17 protein-coding genes are annotated in these 21,690 nt (G+C 49.1%); 9 read left to right on the forward strand and 8 right to left on the reverse strand.

The window, feature by feature from the left end; genetic code table 11:
* From hslV to priA, 4 genes are all read right to left on the reverse strand, one after another.
* Entirely contained in the window at nt 1–525 is a 525-nt protein-coding gene (gene hslV / locus Q365_RS0124695; protein WP_017009572.1) for an ATP-dependent protease subunit HslV, read from the reverse strand.
* A gap of 135 nt (nt 526–660) precedes the next feature.
* A complete protein-coding gene (locus Q365_RS0124700) occupies nt 661–1,236 on the reverse strand; it encodes an SPOR domain-containing protein (RefSeq protein WP_028025878.1) in 576 nt (191 codons plus the stop codon).
* Nucleotides 1,237–1,317: 81 nt separating this feature from the next.
* Entirely contained in the window at nt 1,318–2,346 is a 1,029-nt protein-coding gene (gene cytR, locus Q365_RS0124705) for a DNA-binding transcriptional regulator CytR (protein WP_274164498.1), read from the reverse strand.
* Between the two features lie 154 nt (nt 2,347–2,500).
* The gene (gene priA / locus Q365_RS0124710; protein ID WP_028025880.1) at nt 2,501–4,696 is read right to left on the reverse strand and encodes a primosomal protein N'; all 2,196 of its coding nucleotides are present in this window, start codon (nt 4,694–4,696) and stop codon (nt 2,501–2,503) included.
* A 261-nt stretch (nt 4,697–4,957) separates the two neighbouring features.
* On the opposite strand from priA, the gene rpmE reads away from it, so the two are divergent.
* A complete protein-coding gene (gene rpmE, locus Q365_RS0124715; RefSeq protein ID WP_028025881.1) occupies nt 4,958–5,170 on the forward strand; it encodes a 50S ribosomal protein L31 in 213 nt (70 codons plus the stop codon).
* Nucleotides 5,171–5,458: 288 nt separating this feature from the next.
* Nucleotides 5,459–6,709 (forward strand): malic enzyme-like NAD(P)-binding protein, encoded by a 1,251-nt coding sequence (locus Q365_RS0124720; RefSeq protein WP_028025882.1) that lies wholly within the window; start codon nt 5,459–5,461, stop codon nt 6,707–6,709.
* 188 nt (nt 6,710–6,897) lie between these two features.
* Here the strand turns inward: Q365_RS0124720 and metJ are convergent, their stop codons facing one another.
* Nucleotides 6,898–7,215 carry a met regulon transcriptional regulator MetJ gene (metJ, locus tag Q365_RS0124725; RefSeq protein WP_028025883.1) on the reverse strand — a complete coding sequence of 106 codons (318 nt, stop codon included), beginning with the start codon at nt 7,213–7,215 and terminating at the stop codon, nt 6,898–6,900.
* A gap of 208 nt (nt 7,216–7,423) precedes the next feature.
* On the opposite strand from metJ, the gene Q365_RS0124730 reads away from it, so the two are divergent.
* From Q365_RS0124730 to metF, 3 genes are all read left to right on the forward strand, one after another.
* Nucleotides 7,424–8,587, forward strand: coding sequence for an O-succinylhomoserine (thiol)-lyase (locus Q365_RS0124730; protein WP_028025884.1), 1,164 nt, complete (start codon nt 7,424–7,426; stop codon nt 8,585–8,587).
* Nucleotides 8,587–11,031: a bifunctional aspartate kinase/homoserine dehydrogenase II gene (locus Q365_RS0124735; RefSeq protein ID WP_028025885.1), complete on the forward strand. Its 2,445-nt coding sequence runs from the start codon at nt 8,587–8,589 to the stop codon at nt 11,029–11,031. The genes Q365_RS0124730 and Q365_RS0124735 overlap by 1 nt, the downstream gene beginning before the upstream one ends.
* 201 nt (nt 11,032–11,232) lie before the next feature.
* A complete protein-coding gene (gene metF / locus Q365_RS0124740) occupies nt 11,233–12,123 on the forward strand; it encodes a methylenetetrahydrofolate reductase (protein WP_028025886.1) in 891 nt (296 codons plus the stop codon).
* A gap of 92 nt (nt 12,124–12,215) precedes the next feature.
* Here the strand turns inward: metF and Q365_RS0124745 are convergent, their stop codons facing one another.
* Both Q365_RS0124745 and ppc read right to left on the reverse strand, forming a co-directional pair.
* Entirely contained in the window at nt 12,216–12,791 is a 576-nt protein-coding gene (locus Q365_RS0124745) for a PadR family transcriptional regulator (RefSeq protein ID WP_028025887.1), read from the reverse strand.
* 350 nt (nt 12,792–13,141) lie between these two features.
* Nucleotides 13,142–15,772, reverse strand: a complete 2,631-nt coding sequence (gene ppc, locus Q365_RS0124750) for a phosphoenolpyruvate carboxylase (protein ID WP_028025888.1) — start codon at nt 15,770–15,772, stop codon at nt 13,142–13,144.
* A 469-nt stretch (nt 15,773–16,241) separates the two neighbouring features.
* On the opposite strand from ppc, the gene argC reads away from it, so the two are divergent.
* From argC to argH, 4 genes are all read left to right on the forward strand, one after another.
* Nucleotides 16,242–17,249 (forward strand): N-acetyl-gamma-glutamyl-phosphate reductase, encoded by a 1,008-nt coding sequence (gene argC / locus Q365_RS0124755; RefSeq protein WP_028025889.1) that lies wholly within the window; start codon nt 16,242–16,244, stop codon nt 17,247–17,249.
* A gap of 10 nt (nt 17,250–17,259) precedes the next feature.
* Entirely contained in the window at nt 17,260–18,039 is a 780-nt protein-coding gene (gene argB, locus Q365_RS0124760; protein WP_028025890.1) for an acetylglutamate kinase, read from the forward strand.
* 72 nt (nt 18,040–18,111) lie between these two features.
* Nucleotides 18,112–19,323: an argininosuccinate synthase gene (locus Q365_RS0124765; protein WP_028025891.1), complete on the forward strand. Its 1,212-nt coding sequence runs from the start codon at nt 18,112–18,114 to the stop codon at nt 19,321–19,323.
* Between the two features lie 38 nt (nt 19,324–19,361).
* Complete coding sequence (argH, locus tag Q365_RS0124770) at nt 19,362–21,239, forward strand: argininosuccinate lyase (protein WP_028025892.1); 1,878 nt, start codon at nt 19,362–19,364, stop codon at nt 21,237–21,239.
* A gap of 110 nt (nt 21,240–21,349) precedes the next feature.
* Here the strand turns inward: argH and Q365_RS26575 are convergent, their stop codons facing one another.
* Nucleotides 21,350–21,598, reverse strand: coding sequence for a DUF3624 domain-containing protein (locus Q365_RS26575; protein WP_081796394.1), 249 nt, complete (start codon nt 21,596–21,598; stop codon nt 21,350–21,352).
* Nucleotides 21,599–21,690 lie beyond the last annotated feature (92 nt).

Consider the following 21,690-nt stretch of genomic DNA (forward strand, 5'->3'; position numbering starts at 1 on the left):
TTAGTAATCAAGTTCTTCGATGGTGTGGTGCTGGTTGGTGAAGACACAGATGTCGCCAGCGATGGTCAGAGATTTCACGGCGATTTCGCGTGCATCTAACTCAGTGTTTTCAAGCAATGCAATGGCTGCTGCCTGTGCAAAGTTACCGCCTGAGCCGATGGCGATCATGTCGTGCTCTGGCTGAACCACATCACCGTTACCGGTAATGATCAGAGACGCGGTTTCATCAGCAACACACAGCAGTGCTTCTAGCTTGCGCAGTGCACGGTCAGAACGCCAATCTTTAGCGAGCTCTACCGCGGCTTTGGTCAAATGACCTTGGTGCATTTCCAGCTTACGCTCGAAACGCTCGAATAGGGTGAAGGCATCAGCGGTGCCGCCAGCGAAACCAGCCAACACTTTATTGTTGTACAGGCGGCGAACTTTGCGGGCATTGCCTTTCATTACGGTATTACCCAGTGACACCTGGCCATCACCGGCGATTACTACTTTGCCGTTGCGGCGAACAGAAACGATAGTCGTCACGGAAGAACCTCTTCTTTGCTCTCTGGCTTATAGCCAGTATGGGTTGTTAAGCAGGAGGTGGGGATGAGAAAAGATAAATTCAAGGGCAAAGAGAACGAGAACTCGGTCTTTGCCCTGATTTTATATTGTGGCGGATTAGTTCCAGTACCAGATGGCGCAAGGCTCTATGCCTGCACGGCGTAAAAGGTTGCGGTCGCGCTCGGCTTCTCGCTTCAAAGGATACGGTCCCATGACAACGCGATACCAAATCCCTTTTTCACCTTGGCTGGTTTTGATGTGACTTTCCAAGCCTTGAAAAGCAATCATAGCTTTACGTTCGTCAGCTTGGCTGGCACTGCGATAAGCACCACATTGCATTAGGTACGGGCGGCTGGAGAGCTCTTGCTCGTTGGCTTCAACCTGCACTTCTTTATTTTCCAGCTCTTCAATATAGCTCCACTGTTCCTCAGGTTTAGGAGGAATGAATTTTTCCTCTTTCTTCTGCGGTTTGGAAGGTTTACTGACAGGTTTGGTCACTGATTTCTCAGTGTCAGGTTGGGCAGGCGGTTCGCTAGTGGTAAGAAAATAGAGACCATAGCCAAAGCTCGCCACCAAGACTAACGCAATCAGCGCCCATTTAAGCGGGAAGCCAGATTTTGGAGGCGGTTTTTTGCTGTTTCTGGTGGGTTTACGCGGTGCTTTTCCGCGTTTGACATAATCTCGGGTTGCCACTGATTCGGATATCTTTTTCTGCGAGTTGAAGCTATATGGTACTGGCTTGCTCGAAAGCGCGCCAGTACCTAGCTTATCAGTTTAGCGAGATGGTGGTGCCACACTCTCTCTGATCACCAATTGTGCGTCGAGCAAGCGTGAACCCGCTTGAACATCATTACCTTTCAGTATCTTCAGTAGCATAAGCATGGCCTGACGACCAATATCATAGCGAGGCTGAGAAACCGTGGTCAGTGCTGGGTCGCAATACTCGGCGAACTGGATGTCATCGAAGCCGACGATGGAGATGTCGTGCGGAACACGAAAGCCCAAACGTTTCGCTTGCTGAAGCGCGCCAATTGCCATGACATCAGAGTGACAGAATACGGCGGTTGGCGGAGTCGGCAGCGACAACAAGGTTGTCATAGCACGAGCGCCTGCGGCAAAGGTGAAATCCCCTGCAACGGTATAGGCCGGATTGACTGTCACGCCACCACGACGAAGTGCCTGTTGGTAGCCTTGAACGCGAAATTGCGTTAATGCTGCATTCGGATCCCCTGTGATCTGCGCGATCTGCTTGTGTCCTACCTGAGTAAGGTAGTTCACCGCTTCAAACGCAGCGGTTAGGTTATCGATGTGCACCGTTGGCAGTTCGAGTTCTGGAGCATATTCACAAGCCATCACAAGAGGAGGCAGGTTCTTTTGCTCGGGCTTGCTGACATCGAATGGGAGATCAGTACCTAAAAGGAGCATGCCGTCAGCTTGTTTCGTGAAGACTAAGTTTACAAATGAGCTTTCACGGCTCGCTTGTTGTCCACTATCACCAAGAAGTACTAAATAGCCGTGCTCCATGGCTGCTTCTTCGATACCACGAATGATCTCTGTAAAGTAGGGATCACAAATATCGGGAACGATCACCACAATGGTTTTTGACTCATTGCGACGAAGATTTCTTGCGAGCGAGTTAGGGCTGTACCCTGATTCCATCACCGCCTGCTCGACTTTTTTGCGGGTCGACGCTGATACCTTCTCCGGGTTCATCAACGCACGCGATACTGTCGCCGTAGAGACGCCAGCCAGATGGGCAACATCCTTCATTGTCGCCATAGTGCTTTTCCTCTTGCTCGTAATGTATGGCAATGCTTCCCGATTAGGGACCTTCAGCAATAAGACTTTTTGTTAACAGCTCATATCTTAATCTGATGGCGATGTATTAAACATGGTCATGTTAACAGTTATTACAAGAATACTGTGATCTTAGTCGGTTTAAGGGAATGAAACTTGTTCAGCTCATATCTTGAGGCTCGATATCTAAAGACCAACGTACCTTTTTTGACAGGGGAAGCTGACGAATGGCAGACAATGCAACTGACAATCTTTGTTGCAAAATCCGACGATTAGGTGCTTGAAAAATCAATTGCCAGCGATAGCGACCAGCACGACGAGGAAGTGGTGCGGGAGCTGGCCCCATGGCTGCGCATTCGTCGTTTGGTATTGGCGAGGCGTCAAGTATGGTTCTGACTTGCTGTAGAAATTGCTCTACATGTTCATTTTGGTTGGCTTCTGCACGAAACAATGCGAAGAAGCTGTAAGGGGGCAAGTTGGCCTGTTGTCGCTCAGTCAGTGCTTCGGTGGCAAAGCTGTCATACCCTTTGTTAATAAGGGATTGCAGTAAAGCATGTTCTGGGTGGTGTGTTTGCAGTAGGACAAAACCAGGCTTGCTAGCACGTCCTGCACGTCCAGCCACTTGCACAAAAAGTTGGGCTAGGCGTTCTGGCGCGCGAAAGTCATTGCTGAACAAGGCGCTGTCAACATCCACCAGTGCCACGAGGGTGACATCAGGGAAATGGTGCCCTTTGGCAAGCATCTGTGTGCCAATCAGGATTTGATATTCTTTGTTATGAATAGCCTCAAGGTAGGCTTCTAACGAGCCTTTGCGGCGCGTGTTATCACGGTCAATCCGGATGGTTTTGAACTCAGGAAACAGTGTTTCGAGTTGCGCTTCCAATTGCTCAGTGCCGACACCGACGCTGATTAATTGTGTTGAGCCACAGCCGCCGCATTGATGTGGGATAGGGCGTTGCGTGCCGCAATGGTGACAACGCAGTTCGTGGCTTTGTTGGTGTAAGGTGTAATAGGCGTCGCAGCGTTTGCATTCCGCCAGCCAGCCACACTCATGGCACATCAGTGCTGGTGCGTAGCCGCGACGATTTAAAAACAACATCACCTGATTGCCTTCAGACAAGTGCTTTCGCATCTCGGCAATTAAAGGTGCAGATAGCCCCGCTTCTAAATACAGCCCACGAATATCGAGCACGCCATGTTTCGCTTTGATGGCGTTACCCGCGCGTTTGGATAACGTCAGATGGTGATATTTTCCAGTCTTGGCGTTATGAAGGCTTTCTAAACATGGTGTGGCGGAACCCAGTAAAACAGGCACGTTCTCTTCATGTGCACGCATTACTGCAAGATCGCGGGCGTGGTATCGGAAAGAGTCCTGCTGTTTATAGGAGGCATCATGTTCTTCATCGACAATAATAATGCCGAGCGATTTAAACGGAGCGAACAACGCTGAGCGTGTACCAATGATAATGGCCGCTTCATTGTCTCTGGCGGCTAGCCATGCATTCAAGCGCTCGGTGTCGTTTAGCGCGGAGTGCATGACTTCAACGGGCACGTTAAAACGGCGCTTAAACCGATTAATGGTTTGGGGGGTTAAGCCGATTTCAGGCACCAAAATCAGGGCTTGCTGACCACGCGCCAGTACCGGTTCCAGTGCATTAAGATACACTTCGGTTTTGCCGGAACCCGTGACCCCTTCAATCAAATAACAACCGAATTCTTGGCTCGCGTTAATCGTCGCAACCGTCATGGCTTGCTCATGATTCAAGGTGGGTTTGTCTTCAACGATGCGATAGTCCGTGGTCCAAGGCTTGGGGCGCACGTTCTGAACGGCTTCAATCCATCCTTTCTCTTCCACACCTTTAATGACAGTGGCACTAAGGTCGCTTTCCAATAAATCACTATGCGCCATGGAGCCTTGGCGAAGCATAGTAATCACTCGCGCTTGTTTTGGCGCGCGGCTTAATGCGGTGAGCGGATGGTTCTGTCCCGACTCAGTGAGTTGCCACACACGCTCGCGTTCTCGCTGCGCAGGTTTACCTTTTCTTAAGCTGCCCGGCATCACCGTCGCCAGTGCATCGCCTAAAGGGTATTGGTAGTAGCGACTCGCCCAGTTTAATACCTTATATAAAGAAGAAGGCCAAAGCGGCGCGTCGTCGAGAACAGCATTAACGGGCTTGAGTTGTGTGAGCGGGAAGTCTGATTGGTCGGTCAGTGCCGTCACGATACCGATTTTGAATTGCTTACCAAATGGCACGCGAACTCGTCCACCGACCACTGGCATGTCATTGCCAATCAGATAATCAAAGGTCTTATGAAGAGGGACGGGCAATGCCACTTGAGCGATGGTTGGGATCATGAGGTCCTAGCGTCTAGGTGGTTGAGACAAGTCATCGCGACAGTGTACCTATGGTAAAGAAGTGCGCAAAGCCTGCAATGCGTTTTCTTTTGCGCGGCGCAACCAAAGGGCTTGGCGGGAGTCAATAAATGAATTGAACAAAAAAGTTGCTATCACAGGTCTCCTTGATTAGAATTTCGCGCCTTACAAATTTTTGTCAACGACGTGTGGTGCCCGATAGGCTCGGGAGAGCGACACGGCCTTATATTAGAGGTTATCCCTATGAAAGCTGGTATCCATCCAGAGTACAAAGCAGTAACAGCAAAATGTTCTTGCGGCAACACTTTTGAATTCAACACAACTATGGGTAAAGACATTAACCTAGACGTGTGTGACAAATGCCACCCATTCTACACTGGTAAGCAACGTGTTGTTGACACTGGCGGCCGTGTTGATCGCTTCAACAAGCGTTTCGGTGCGTTGTCTAGCAAGTAATATTGCAGATTTCGAAAAAAAAGGGAGGTGCGAAAGCACCTCCCTTTTTTTATGCTTGAATTTGCATATACGACCTGTCACATAAATCAGTAAAGATACTAATGAAGAATAACCGTGGTTTGGGGTGGTTCTCACATTCTCACTGCGTTAACATTTTATGATTATATTTAGGGTAAGGATGTTCTCACCCTTAACTTGTTACGCATTGATCTGCTCGCTTGCGAGATCGTTAACGTGGCAAGGTTTTAAACTAACCAATAACGATGAATAAAATCAGGAAATAACAACATGTCTGAAGACAAACGCCAACAGGCACTGGATTATCACGCCTATCCAGTGCCAGGCAAAATCTCGGTAGAAGTGACCAAGCCTGCTGATACCGTGGAAGATTTAGCGTTGGCGTACAGCCCAGGTGTGGCCGAACCCGTTCGTGAAATCGCACAAGATGCTGATAACGTTTATAAATATACCGCAAAAGGCAATATGGTTGCGGTTATCTCTAACGGCACCGCTATTCTTGGTTTGGGTAACTTAGGCCCGCTAGCCTCTAAACCTGTTATGGAAGGTAAAGCCCTTCTGTTCAAACGTTTTGCTGGTCTAGATTCGATTGATATCGAAGTCAAACACCGCACAATCGAAGAATTTGTCGACACAGTAGCGAATATCTCTGACACATTCGGTGGCATCAACCTTGAAGATATCAAAGCACCGGATTGTTTTGAGATCGAAAAGCAATTGATTGAGCGCTGTAATGTCCCTGTTTTCCACGACGATCAACACGGCACTGCGATTGTCACGGCGGCAGGTATGCTGAACGCGTTGGAACTGCAAGGCAAAAACATCGAAGACGCCGTCGTTGTCTGTTTAGGTGCGGGTGCTGCGGCCGTTGCGTGTATGGAACTGCTGATCAAATGTGGCGCACAGCGTGAAAAGATCTACATGCTTGACCGCAAAGGCGTGATCCACACGCGCCGTGATGACATCAATGAATACAAGCAGCTGTTTGCCAACAACACGGACAAACGCACATTGGAAGATGTGATCGAAGGTGCAGACATTTTCTTGGGTGTTTCTGGCCCAGATTTGTTGCCAGCAGATGCGCTTAAGTTGATGGCAGATAAACCTATCGTGTTTGCTTGCTCAAACCCAGATCCAGAAATCAAACCTGAACTAGCACACCAAGTGCGTGATGATTTGATCATGGGAACGGGTCGTTCTGATTACCCGAACCAAGTAAACAATGTGCTTTGCTTCCCGTTCATCTTCCGTGGCGCACTCGACGTACGTGCAAGCCGCATCAATGATGAAATGAAGTTAGCGGCGGTTGAAGCCATTCGTTCACTGGCGAAAGAGCCAGTTCCAGCGGAAGTGTTAAAAGCGGCCCGTGTTGATGCGCTCAGCTTTGGTATTGATTACATCATTCCTAAACCGATGGACCCACGTCTATTGCCTCGCGTAGCAAAAGCTGTTGCCGTTGCTGCGGTAGAGTCAGGGGTTGCACGAATTGAAATGCCAGAAAACTATATGGAAGACAAATAACGGCTGGAAGATAAATTACAGCTGACAGATAGGTAACAGCACGAAACACGGAAGATATGTCGCGGTTTCGGAGGCGCTTCATTCTTCTGTCGTACCTTGAAAGGAAAATAGTACTGTTTTTCTTCTGACGAAAAAAAACCAGCTAATTGGCTGGTTTTTTTCATTACTCTGTCATTACGACGACGAAATCAATACTCTTCGTCGTTAAACTCGATACCTAACTCTTTCATGATGCGTTTCACTTCGGCAGGCACGCTATCCGCTTTATCTTTGCGAATGTCGTCATCCGTTGGAAGCGGTTGGCCTGTGTAGGCATGCAAAAACGCTTCACACAGCAATTCACTGTTGGTGGCATGACGTAAATTATTGACCTGTCGACGCGTACGCTCATCTGTCAGGATTTTAAGCACTTTCAGTGGGATAGAGACGGTGATCTTCTTTACTTGTTCTTTCTTTTTACCGTGCTCGGCGTAAGGGTTAATATATTCGCCATTCCACTCTGCCATCGTGCACCTTCTAAGCAGTTTCATTGATAAATCGCTGTCAACACCGGAAGCATGATGCCCAGGTTGGATGAATTTCGAATTTTAGCGATATTAACCGCTACATGTAAAGACATATAGACGTCCAGAAGTATTGACGTCTTGATTCTGAGTGGTTAAGGTTGACGCTATCTGCTCGTATTATGATCGCATTTTGACAGGGAAAGACACCATGAGCGACAAGAAGTCAGCCACGATTGCCGTACGCACTGGCATTACCACAGATTCTCAGCACAATGCTGTGGTTCCTCCTATTTACCTTTCTACCAACTATGAATTCCCTGAGTTTGGCGAAGTGCCAACTTATGACTATGCGCGTGGTGGTAACCCAACTCGTAACCTTTTAGAGACGGCGCTTACCGAGCTTGAAAACGGCGCTGGTGCCGTGGTGACAAACTGTGGCATGTCTGCCATCAATCTGCTGCTTTCTTTGGTTGGGCCGGATGACCTGATTGTTGCCCCGCATGATTGCTATGGCGGTACTTACCGTTTGTTTGATTCCCGTGCACGCAAAGGTGCGTTTAAGATTGAGTTTGTTGATCAATCTGATGAAGCCGCATTGGCATCAGCGTTGGCAAAAAATCCTAAACTGGTTTGGATTGAAACGCCATCAAACCCGCTATTGCGCGTTGTCGACATCGAAGCGATTAGCCAACAAGCCCATGCTGTGGGTGCGTGGGTTGGGGTGGATAACACATTCTTATCTCCTGTATTGCAGAAGCCGTTGAATCTCGGTGCAGATTTCGTTGTTCACTCGACGACGAAATTCATCAACGGCCATTCTGATACCGTCGGTGGTGTGGTGGTTGCTAAAGAGCAAGCCTTAGCTGATGAGCTTAAATGGTGGGGTAACTGTATCGGCGCGACGGGTAACGCGTTTGATAGTTACATGACGTTACGAGGCCTACGCACCTTGAGTGCGAGAATGCGCCAGCACGAAGAGAACAGCGCAGAAGTCTTAGCGTTCTTGCAGACAGAGCCGTTGGTGCGTGTTATTTACCATCCGGCGCTGCCAGACCATCCAGGCCATGACATTGCCAAGAAGCAGCAAAAAGGCTTCGGTGGCATGCTGAGTTTTGAGCTTGAAGGGGATGAAAACGCGTTGAAGCAGTTCCTTAAAGCACTAGAACTGTTTTCACTGGCCGAATCCCTTGGTGGGGTGGAAAGCTTAGTCACACATCCAGGCTCAATGACACATCGTGCCATGTCTGATGAGGCGCAAGCAGAAGCAGGTATTGCTGCAACCCTCTTGCGTTTATCTATCGGTCTGGAGGATCATACGGATTTGGTCGCTGACCTGAAACAAGCATTCGATAAAGTGAGAGAGAATCAGTAATGAGCGCGGTTGAAGTCGTATCCCCTCAGCAGTCGCCGTCCCGCCAATTGCATAAATTTGGTGGAAGCAGCCTTGCCGACCCAGACTGTTTTCGCCGAGTGGCGAGAATTCTGGCGCAATATAGTGGTGCGACAGACATTATTGTCGTTTCAGCCGCCGGTAAAACCACCAATCGCCTTATCGAATGGCTAGGATTGTTGGATAAAGATGGACGCTTGGCACACGAAACCCTGCAAAGCTTGCGTAAGTATCAGCAAGATTTGATCGAAAACCTGATTGAAGGCGAGATCAAGCAGTCCTTGGTTGATGCCTTGTATGAGGATTTCAGCAGGATGGCGCAGGCCGCCGAAAACCCACTGAACATCGCTCAGCGTTCATGGGCGCAAGGGTTTGGTGAAGTGTGGTCAGCGCGTTTGTTGTCTGCGTTATTAACGCAACAAGAGATGCCTGCTGTGAAGCTTGATTCACGCAGCTTCTTGCGTGCAGAGCGCTCGGTTCAACCGGAAGTGGATCGCGCCAGCTCTTGGCCATTGCTCAAAGAACAGCTGGTACAACACACCCAGCGTCGCATCGTGATCACTGGGTTTATGGCGCAAAACACATCGGGCGAAACTGTGCTGCTAGGACGCAATGGCTCTGACTATTCCGCCACCATTATTGGTGCACTTGCCGATGTCAGCCGTGTGACGATTTGGAGTGATGTAGCAGGGGTTTACAGTGCCGACCCTCGTCTTGTTGATGACGCTTGCCTTTTGCCGCTATTACGCCTTGATGAAGCGGCAGAGCTTGCTCGTCTGGCTGCGCCCGTATTGCATACGCGTACCTTACAACCGGTAGCGCAAAGCTGCATCGACCTGAATTTACGTTGTAGCTACGACCCTGAATCCGGCTCGACCCGTATTGAACGTGTATTAGCATCGGGACGCGGCGCCAAAATTATCACCTCGCTTAATGACGTGTGTTTACTGCAACTTGATGTGCCGCGTGGGCATGATTTTCAGGTGGCGCGACGTGACATCGAGCGATTGCTCACACGCAATCAAATTCAACCACTGGCATTGTCTGCCAGTGCCGATCAATATCGTATTCAATTGGCTTACACTGCTGAAGTCGTTAACAGTGTGCTTGAGCAACTGCAAGATGCAGGCATCCCTGCGGATATTCGATTGCGTGAAGGCTTTAGCCTTGTGGCGGCAGTAGGTGCTGGCGTCACGGCGAACCCAGTTCATTGCCACGGTTTCTATCAGCAACTGCGTGGTCAGCCGATTGAGTTTATCAGCGAATCAAGCAGTGGCCTGAGCATTGCCGCACTGCTGCGCAAAACCAACACGTCCTCATTAGTTGCAGACATTCATTGTGCCTTGTTCCAAGCACAGCGTCGCATTGGTCTGGTGTTGCTCGGTAAAGGCAACATTGGTAGTCGCTGGTTGTCCCTATTCAGTGAACAAAAAAGTGCACTAGAAAAACGCCATGGCATGAACTTTGAGCTGATTTCAGTTCAAGACAGCCACCATCAATGGGTCGATTTTTCGGGTATTGATGCTGATGCGGTGATGGAACACTTTAGTGAGCGGGCAACGCCTTACGAAGCGGCGGACTGGATACAGAACTTGCTTAACCATCCTTACGACGACATTGTCGTGCTGGATGTGACGGCGAGCGCACCACTGGCGGGTCAGTATCCCGATCTGGCAGAACATGGTTATCACCTGATTTCAGCCAACAAAGTGGCGGGTTCTGCTAGCGGCGAGCATTATCACCAAGTACAAGATGCGTTTGCTAAGACAGGTCGCTACTGGCTTTACAATGCCACGGTAGGTGCTGGCTTGCCGGTTAACCATACGGTGCGAGATTTGCGCGAAAGTGGCGATCAGATTCTCGCCTTGTCAGGCATCTTCTCTGGCACCCTATCTTGGCTTTTCCAGCAATTTAATGGCGATGTCAAATTTAGTGAGCTGCTTGAGCAAGCGTGGCAACAAGGGTTAACGGAACCCGATCCGCGTGAAGATCTCAGCGGTGCGGATGTCATGCGTAAGCTGGTGATACTGGCGCGCGAGTCTGGTCTGGATGTAGAGCCAGAACAGGTGCAAGTGCAATCCTTGGTGCCAGAGGCCATAGCGTCATTGTCTCTCGATGGCTTCCTTGATCAAAGTGCCTTACTTGATGAAGCGCTGGAAGACTGGTTAGAGCAAGCTAAAGCGGAAAATGGTGTGCTGCGTTACGTTGCTCGTTTAACACGGAATGGAAAAGCGCGCGTCGGCTTAGAAGTGGTGTCTGATGAGCATCCACTGGCGAACTTGCTTCCTTGTGACAATATCTTCGCTGTTGAAAGCCAATGGTATCGTGAAAACCCCCTAGTGATACGCGGGCCCGGTGCGGGAAGGGATGTTACTGCGGGTGCGTTATTGTCGGATTTGAATCGCATCGCATCCTTGCTCAAATAACAAGAAAAGCGAGACAAAAAAGCGGAGGGTTAACCTCTGCTTTTTTTATGTGAGTATGATGCATATTGATCATGAATAAATTTCACGATAAGCAAGTTGACATTGAGTTGCTCGCAATTCAATATCTAGACATATAGACGGCTAAACGGATGTCGTCATTAAGGATTTATCGGTGAACTTACACCGAAGTAGGGAGACGTTATGGGTTATTCACATGCCAGCCATCTGGACTCACTGAATCAGAACCTTTCTGATTTAAATGGCGATATCAATGTATCGTTCGAATTTTTTCCACCCAGTTCAGAAGCAATGGAGCAAACGCTCTGGGCATCGGTTCAGCGTCTGAAAGCTCTTCAACCTAAATTTATGTCTGTCACGTATGGCGCAAACTCGGGTGAGCGTGATCGTACCCACTCCATCGTGAAAAGTATCAAGCAAGAAACCGGCATTGAAGCCGCTCCGCATTTAACGTGCATTGATGCCTCCCGTGAAGAACTCAAAACCATTGCTCGTGACTATTGGAACAGTGGTATTCGCCATATCGTTGCATTGCGTGGTGATTTGCCAGAGAAAGGCAAAAAGCCGGAGATGTATGCATCGGATTTGGTTGAGCTACTAAAAGCAGAAGCGGACTTTGATATTTCTGTCGCGGCTTACCCTGAAGTTCACCCTGAAGCCAAAAGTGCGCAAGCGGATTTGATTAACCTGAAACGCAAAGTGGATGCTGGGGCAAATCGTGCCATTACTCAGTTCTTCTTTGATGTGGAAAGCTATTTGCGTTTTCGCGACCGCTGTGTGGCGGCAGGCATTGATGTCGAAATTATCCCTGGCATTTTGCCCGTGTCGAACTTTAAGCAGGCTTCAAAATTCGCCAAAATGACCAATGTGCGTATTCCTAACTGGATGCACAATCAATTCGCAGGGTTGGATGATGATCCGGTGACACGTCAAATGGTGGGAGCAAGTCAAGCCATTGACATGGTTCGTGTACTCAGCCGCGAAGGCGTGAAAGATTTTCACTTCTACACACTTAATCGTGCAGAACTGACTTACGCAATGTGCCACACGCTAGGTGTGCGCCCAGGCGTTTAGTGGTGCGGCGAGCCTAGTGTCGCTAAGAAGAACAAACAAAAGCCGTCGCAACTGCGACGGCTTTTATCTTTCAGCAGCGTAAAGCCCTTCACTTAGCGAGAGGCAACAGCTCTTTGATGCGATGTTGCCACTTCCATTGCTGATAGCTCAAGAAGCACTTCATCTGCCCATGTTAACCATGCTTCTTTACGTAAAATATTGCGACGCAATGTTAAACGTTCCAAACGGCTTTCTGTCGTCAGCAAGGATGAATCTGAATACTTGCTACGTTCTAGATCACGGTATTGGCTGAGCTGCATACGAGATTCATCAATCAAGGCATGCATGTGTTCAATCATGGGTGTCGGTTCGAAGATGCTACAGGTGAGGAGCTTAGCGGAGACTTCGTCGCGATCAGTCGGGTGTTTTGCAGGAAGCAAAAACCACTCATAGAGACTTTGTCTGCCAATCTCGGTGATGGTGTAGACTTTTCTATCTGGTTTTCCATCTTGTGGTTCTAGCCGACAACTTACTGCACCCATATCGGCGAGTTTGTTGAGTTCACGGTAAACCTGCTGATGGCTGGCTTTCCAGAAGTGGCCGATGGCGTGAGAAAACTCTTTGGTTATATCGTAACCAGTTGCGTCACGATGGTTTAACACCGTGAGAATTACATGCGGTAATGACATCTCTTCTATCCAAAATCATAAAAGGCGATCCTTAGCCCTGGGATGTCGCTCTATGGCGAATTTTTATTTCCGCAACACGGGTGGATCGATTCGTTAGTAATGGTCTCGTCTATCACCAAGCCAACATAAGTGCCCCTAAAGTTACGAGGTAAAAAAGGCAATAGATCAAGGCATTAAAACGGTTAATTTTACGTCGGTGTTGTGTCGTGCTCAGAGTGCTAGTTATCCTCGTCACATTCACCGAAACATATTAATAACATTATCAATCCGACGACAATCGAAAATGACTTTTAGAAAAAGAAAAAGGCTGCAACTTGGCAGCCTTTCTTATTTTTGATTCGCTTTCTCACTTATCCGGTGTTGCGCATACCTGCAGCGATACCCGCGATGGTCACCATCAAAGCTTCATCAAGCTCGACGCTTTCATCGTCACAGGCGCGTGTTCGACTGAGCAGTTCCGCTTGAAGCATGTTAAGCGGCTCAACGTAGATATTACGCAAGCGGATGGCTTCTGCACCCCATGGGTTTTGCTCCATGAGGTGATCACTGTTCTCGACCATTAGTACGGCTTTGATGTCTTGTGCCAGACGGGCACGAAGTTGTTCACCCAGAGGCCAAAGCGCTTCATCAACCAACTTCTCATCATAGTATTGAGAAATCGACGGACTGGTCTTGGTGAACACCATTTCTAGCATGCCGAGGCGGGTAGAGAAAAACGGCCATTCACGACACATCTCTTCCAACTGCTTCAAGTGACCATTGTCGATGGAGTATTGAATTGCTTGTCCCGCACCCAACCAAGCTGGAAGTAGCAAACGGTTCTGGCTCCATGCAAAGATCCATGGAATCGCTCGTAGGCTTTCTACGCCGCCATTCGGGTTACGTTTGGCAGGTCGTGAACCCAGTGGCAATTTGCCAAGCTCTAATTCAGGTGTGGTCGAGCGGAAGTATGGGACGAAATCTTTACTGCCACGCACCACATCGCGGTACGCTTCGCAAGACACATCACTCAATGCCTCCATCAGATCACGCCACTCTTGTTTCGGCTCTGGTGGTGGTAGCAAATTCGCTTCTAGGATAGCGCTGGCGTAAAGGTTAAGGCTGTTGGTTGCGACGTCTGGTAGACCGAGCTTGAAGCGGATCATCTCACCTTGCTCTGTCACACGTAAGCCGCCTTTTAGGCTGCGTGGTGGCTGAGAAAGTAGGGCTGCGTGTGCAGGTGCACCGCCACGACCAATCGAGCCGCCACGACCGTGGAACAAGACCAAGTCTACGCCGGATTTTTCACACAGGGTGACGAGTGATTCCATCGCCTTGTATTGTGCCCAACCCGCCGCCATGACACCTGCATCTTTGGCTGAGTCGGAATAGCCAATCATGACCATCTGGAAGTTTTGGATGAAGCCGCGATACCAATCGATATTCAGCAGCTGGCTGATCACCAATTCAGCGTTGTTCAAATCTTCGAGGGTTTCGAACAGCGGGCACACGTCCATTCTAAACGGACAACCTGCTTCTTTAAGAAGTAGGTGAACGGCGAGTACATCAGAAGCCGTACGCGCCATGGAGATAACGTAAGCACCTAATGCTTCTCGTGGCTGCTGTGCGACGATTCGGCAAGTATCCAGTACTTCTTGAACATCATCAGACGGCTCCCAATCACGAGGCAGGAGAGGGCGCTTGGAGCTCAATTCACGGATCAAGAACGCTTGTTTGTCTTGCTCACTCCATTGGCTGTAGTCACCCATGCCAAGGCAACGAGTGATTTCAGACAAAGCATCGGCATGACGGGTGCTTTCTTGGCGAATGTCGAGCTTGATGAGGTTGACGCCGAAGCAGCGAATACGACGCAAGGTGTCGAGCAGCAAGCCGTCAGCAATGATGCCCATGCCGCAATCGTGCAGCGATTGGTAGCACGCATGTAGTGGGGTCCACAGCTGATCGACATGAGTCAGGATATCTTTCTCATCAATGTGCTGACCTTTGATCTTTGCATCAAGGTAATCGAGCGTATTGGTGAGTGTTTTACGAAGAGATTTCAAAATCGCACGGTACGGTTCGTGCTCATCGCCCGCCATGGCGCGAACAACATCGTTACAACGCGTCATCGACAGCTCGCTGACCAGTTCTTGAATATCACCAAGATAAAGGTCGGCGGCTTTCCAGCGTGAAAGCAACAGGACTTCGTGTGTCACTTCTGCTGTTACGAATGGGTTGCCGTCACGGTCTCCACCCATCCAGCTTGAGATTTGAATTGGCGCAGCATCAACAGGTAGGCGCTTGCCGAGATGACCTTTGAGTTTCTGATCAAACTGGCGTAAGAATTCAGGAACTGCTTGCCACAAGCTGTTCTCGATGACCGCATAGCCCCATTTCGCTTCGTCTAGCGGTGTAGGGCGTTGCTGGCGGATAACGTCTGAATGCCATGCTTGTGCAATCAATTGTTCTAAACGTAACTCGGCTTTACCACGCTCAGTGCTGGACAGATCGTTCAGCTCTAGCTGCGATAAGCATTTGTTGATTTGAACGAGCTTATGAATTGTGGTGCGACGTGCGATTTCAGTCGGGTGCGCGGTCAAGACCAGCTCTATCTTCAGATCATCAACGGCTTTTTCGGCATCGTTGCTGGAGACATCATTGCCTTTAAGGCGTTGAAAGAGGTCGTCTAATGCATCTGGGCTGCAGATCAGCTCTTCGCAATTGCGAGAGATAGAGTGATATTGTTCAGCGATATTGGTGAGGTTAAGGAACTGGCTAAACGCTCGCGCGACTGGCAGCAATTGGTCGTTAGGCAGACTTTGAAGTACGTCAATGAGCTTGGCGTGGTCATCTTTATTGCCTGCGGATGCAGATTTTGAGAGCTTGCGAATCTCTTCTACCTTGGCCAACAATTCATCACCATGCGCACCCTTGATGGTGTTACCCAACAAGTGTCCTAGCATGCTGACGTTGCTTTTTAACGCGTCATACTTGTCATTCATAAGTCATCCATTTCGTAACTTTGTTACATCCAAATTGCAATCTTAATGGCTCAATCTAGCCAATGAGTGCCCCTAAGGTCAATCTTATACGTATCGAAATTGATACTTTTTCCTTCACACCCCTTTGCTCATGGGGTGTGCGGGCATGTGTAACAAAATTACATTGAATGAAGGGCTCATCGCGTATGTGCGAGCGACTAATAAACTTGGTGCTTTTATTTTATGTATACTGTTGACATTAGTCACTTATCACGCTAAAAAGCACATATAAATTCATTTTAAATGAATAAACAATTATAAAGCTCATTGGATGTAGCGAAAGGTACGATACGAAATGGATAAGTTCTCAACCCCCCTTCTCCAGCGACGACGCCGACGTTAATTAAAGACGTTGGGCGCGTGTGCCCCTCCCACAGCTGAGCGAGCTGATTGTTTCATCAGTCATGACTAGACAGTTAAACGGATTTTTATGTTAAAGACAGTGATCGTCGGTGCCAGCGGTTATACCGGTGCCGAGCTAACCAAAATGGTTCACCTACACCCTCAACTTGAATTGAACGGCCTCTATGTGTCTGAAAACAGTGCAGATGCCGGCAAGCCAATCAGCGACCTTCACGGTACATTAAAAGGCTTGATTGATATGCCTTTGTCGCCGCTAAGCGATGTCGACAGTGTGGCGAAAACCGCGGATGTGGTGTTGTTGGCAACCGCGCATGAAGTGAGCCATGACATTGCACCTGCCTTTCTTGCGCAAGGATGTAGGGTTTTCGATTTATCTGGGGCGTTTCGTGTTCAATCAGACAGCTTTTACACAACCTTTTATGGGTTCGAACATCAACACTCTGATTGGCTAGATAAAGCGGTTTATGGTTTAGCCGAGTGGAACCACGAAGCGATTGCGAACGCAGATTTAGTTGCGGTGCCTGGGTGTTACCCTACCGCCGCGCAACTTGCACTTAAACCTTTGATTGATAATGGGCTGTTGAACTTAGAACAGTGGCCAGTTATCAACGCCGTGAGCGGTGCATCGGGCGCAGGACGTAAAGCATCCATGGCGAACAGCTTTTGCGAAGTCAGCCTTCATGCTTACGGTATATTCAGTCACCGTCACCAGCCTGAAATCTCAACCCATCTTGGTTGTGATGTTATCTTCACGCCGCATCTTGGCAATTTCAAACGCGGAATTCTCGCAACCATGACAGCAAAGCTTGCCGATGGTGTGACAGAATCCGCAGTGTCTTCAGCACTCGAGTCAGCTTATCAAGATATGCCATTGGTGCGCCCATTGGGAGCCAACCAAAGTGCCAAGCTGCAATCGGTCCAAAATACGGGCTTTTGTGACATTGGCTGGTCGGTGAATGGTCAGCATGTGATCCTGACTTCTGCCATTGATAACTTGCTAAAAGGCGCGGCAAGCCAAGCCATGCAGTGCATAAACATTCGTTTTGGTTTTGCGCCTTTAACGGCGATTGTGTAGGAGATTCACAATGAGTTTACGTCCTCTTGTCGTGAAATTAGGTGGTGCAGCACTGTCTTGTGCTGAAACATTAGAGAAACTGTTCGACGCGATTGCAGCTTATAAAGCATCGGCCCATCGTGACATCGTGATTGTTCACGGTGGTGGTTATCTAGTCGATGACCTGATGAAGGCATTGAACCTAAAGGTCGAGAAGAAACAAGGCTTACGTGTGACGCCGAGCGACCAAATCAATGTGGTCGCAGGTGCGCTTGCGGGTACAGCGAACAAGTTGCTGCAAGGACAAGCGGTAAGAAGCGGCATTAATTCTGTCGGCTTGAGTTTGGCCGATGGTGGCTTGTGCCAAATGACGCAAATGGACCCAGAGTTGGGCCATGTTGGAAAAGCTGCGCCCGGTGACTCTGCGCTGTTACAAGCCATTTTGGCGACAGGTTGTGTGCCTATCATTAGCTCAATCGGTATTGATGCCGAGGGTGAGTTGATGAATGTGAATGCCGATCAAGCGGCAGTTGCCGTGGCTGCGGCACTCGATGCTGAATTGGTACTGCTTTCGGACGTGAGCGGTGTGCTAAATGGTAAAGGCAAGCTAATGCCTGCACTGGATGCAAAATTGGCGGATGAATTGATTGAAAGCGGCGTGATCACTGACGGCATGATAGTCAAAGTGAAAGCGGCGTTTGAAGCGGCAACGGCGTTGGGTCGTCCAATTGAAGTGGCGAGCTGGCGTTATCCCGAAAAGTTGGCTGACTTGTTCAGCGGCGGCAATATCGGTACCCGTTTCACTGTTTAACTGAATTTATAATTTACTAATGTCATTCACCGCCTGTACTGACCGTCAGAGCGGTAACAAGGAGAAGTTACTATGAGCACTATTAAGAAGGTTGTACTTGCGTATTCTGGCGGTCTCGACACGTCGGCGATCATTCCATGGTTGAAAGAAAACTATGACTGTGAAGTTATCGCGTTTGTTGCGGATGTAGGCCAGGGTGAAGAAGAGCTGGTTGGCATCGAAGAGAAAGCAATCGCGTCAGGTGCATCAGCGTGTTACATCGCTGACCTGAAAGAAGAAATGGTTGCTGACTACATCTACCCAAGTTTGAAAACGGGTGCAGTGTACGAAGGTAAATACCTGCTAGGTACGTCAATGGCGCGTCCAATCATTGCAAAAGCGCAAGTTGAGTGCGCATTGGAAGTGGGTGCGGATGCACTGTGTCATGGTTGTACGGGTAAAGGTAACGATCAGGTTCGTTTTGAAAGTGCTTTTGCAGCACTAGCACCGCACCTGAAAGTGATTGCGCCTTGGCGTGAATGGGATCTGCGTAGCCGTGAAGCGCTGCTGGATTACCTTGCAGAGCGCAATATCCCTTGTACCGCGAGTCTTGAAAAAATCTATAGCCGTGATGCAAACGCATGGCACATCTCGACAGAAGGTGGCGTACTAGAAGATACGTGGAACCAGCCAAATGATCTTTGTTGGGTATGGACAGTTGATCCAGAGCAAGCACCAGACCAAGCCGAAACCGTTTCTCTGCTCGTCGAGAAAGGTGAAGTGGTTGCGGTTGATGGCCAAGCCATGTCGCCATACCAAGTGCTGACAACCTTGAACGAAAAAGGCGCTCGCCACGGTGTAGGCCGTATCGATATCGTTGAAAACCGTTTGGTGGGCATGAAGTCTCGCGGTTGTTATGAAACGCCGGGTGGCACCATCATGATGGAAGCACTGCGTGGTGTTGAGCAACTGGTACTGGACAAAGATTGCTTCGAGTTCCGTGAAGAGTTGGGCTTGAAAGCGTCTCACCTGATTTATGATGGTCGTTGGTTTACACCACTTTGTGAGTCGATTTTGGCAGCATCAGATAAGCTGGCAGAACCTGTAACAGGCGAAGTTGTGGTGAAACTGTACAAAGGACAGGCTACAGTAGTGCAAAAGCGCTCGATCAATAGCTTGTATTCAGAAGAATTTGCGACGTTTGGTGAAGATGATGTTTACGATCACAGCCATGCTGGTGGCTTCATCCGTCTCTACTCTCTATCAAGCCGTATCCGTGCGCTAAACGAAAAAAAACAAAAATAGATAGCTGGAAGCAATAAAGAGTTTAAGGAGAAGTAACTATGGCGTTATGGGGCGGAAGGTTTAGTCAGGCAGCCGACACACGTTTTAAGCAGTTTAATGATTCGTTGCGTTTTGACTATCGCCTCGCAGAGCAGGACATCGTGGGTTCTATCGCTTGGTCTAAAGCGTTGCGCTCTGTCGGTGTTCTGACAGAGCAGGAGCAACAGCGTTTAGAGCTAGCGCTCAACGAAATCAAGCTGGCTGTGATGGAAGATCCAGAACAGATCCTGCGCTCTGATGCCGAAGATATTCATAGCTGGGTCGAGCAGCAGTTGATTGCCAAAGTCGGCGACTTGGGTAAAAAGCTGCACACGGGTCGTTCGCGTAACGATCAGGTGGCCACCGATCTTAAGCTATGGTGTCGTCAGCAAGGTCAGCAGCTTCTCCTTGCTCTTGATAAGCTACAAAACCAAATGGTTCAGGTAGCAGCAGTCAATCAAAGCACGGTATTACCCGGTTATACACACTTGCAACGCGCCCAACCGGTGACGTTTGCGCATTGGTGTCTAGCCTATGTAGAAATGTTTGAGCGCGATTACTCTCGTTTGAGCGATGCCCTCAACCGCCTCGATACCTGCCCATTGGGTTCAGGTGCCTTAGCGGGAACGGCTTACCCTATTGACCGTGAAGCGCTGGCACACAGCCTGGGCTTTCGTCGCGCAACCCGCAATAGCTTAGATTCCGTGTCTGACCGTGACCACGTGATGGAACTGATGTCCGTGGCGACCGTTTCTATGCTTCACTTGTCGCGTATGGCGGAAGACCTGATTTTCTATAACTCCGGTGAATCTAACTTCATTGAGTTGGCTGATACAGTCACTTCAGGTTCATCCCTGATGCCACAAAAGAAAAACCCCGATGCCCTTGAGCTGATTCGTGGTAAGACAGGTCGTGTGTACGGCGCAATGTCAGCCATGATGATGACGGTAAAAGCGTTGCCGTTGGCTTACAACAAGGACATGCAGGAAGATAAAGAAGGCTTATTTGACGCGCTGGACACGTGGTTCGACTGCATCGAAATGGCAGCTTTGTGTTTTGATGGCATCAAAATCAACAAAGAGCGTACGTTGGAAGCGGCCATGCAAGGTTACTCCAACGCCACAGAACTTGCTGACTACTTGGTTGCTAAAGGTATTCCTTTCCGTGAGGCGCACCATATCGTGGGTGTTGCTGTGGTGGCGGCCATTGAGAAAGGCTGCGCATTGGAAGAGTTGAGTCTCGAAGAGATGAAGCAATTCTCCACGGTTATTGACGAAGATGTTTACCCCATTCTGACCATCGAATCTTGCCTAGAAAAACGCAGTGCCTTAGGCGGCGTTGCACCGACGCAAGTTGAGTATGCGATCAGCCAAGCTGAGAAACGTCTTGATAAGCGCTATTCACCGCGCGTGAAGGTACGCGGAGCAAGGTTGACTGACCTTGATGCGATCGAAGGTATGGTGGTGTACTGGGCAGGTCTCGGTGAGAACTTGCCGCGTGAACGTAATGAGTTAGTACGCGATATTGGCTCTTTCTCTGTGGCAGAGCACCAAGGGGAAGTAACGGGTTGTGCGTCGCTTTATGTCTATGACTCTGGCCTTGCTGAAGTGCGCTCTTTGGGCGTGGAAGCGGGTTGGCAGAACCAAGGCCAAGGCAGCGCCATCGTTCAACATTTGCTGAAAAAAGCGAAGAGCATGGCTATAAAGAAAGTGTTTGTGCTGACACGTGTTCCAGAGTTTTTCATGGGGCAGGGCTTTATCCCAACATCAAAATCCTTGTTGCCTGAGAAGGTGATGAAAGATTGTGAACGTTGTCCTCGCTTGCACGCATGTGATGAAGTTGCGCTCGAGTTTACTTTCGACCAAGACCGTCTTATCGCCAAAGCCAATGTGGCATAGTGCGAGCTGACAGTGCGAACGTAAAGTAAGAACGTAAAGTAAGAACGGGTCATAAGATTTAAAAAACCGGCTGAGGCCGGTTTTTTTGTGTTTTTTATTTCGCTATTTCGCTATTTAGTGTCGGGTTCACCTTTGCGAAAAGGCATGAGGATCAGGTGCAATGAGAGCAAGATGGCACTGGCTCCAGCGGCAAATAATAGGGTGATCGACTCAATGGATTTAGGCGTGTCGCTAAACCATATTAGCCAAATGGGCCAAAGCACTAAATTCATTACAGCAAGTTGGATCATGCAGCGCTTGCAGCGCCCCAGTTTGGCGCGCAGTGAAAGTGATGCATCCTGACAAAATCGGCAGCTCATGAATTCAGTCGGTTAGGGGTTAGATGCTTGAAGCGTACAAACAAAAAAGCCCTCCGTAAAGAAGGGCAAATCACAAACCCAATCTAATTAAG

This window comes from Enterovibrio calviensis DSM 14347 (genome assembly GCF_000621165.1).
In the GTDB taxonomy this organism is placed as follows: Bacteria; Pseudomonadota; Gammaproteobacteria; order Enterobacterales; family Vibrionaceae; genus Enterovibrio; species Enterovibrio calviensis.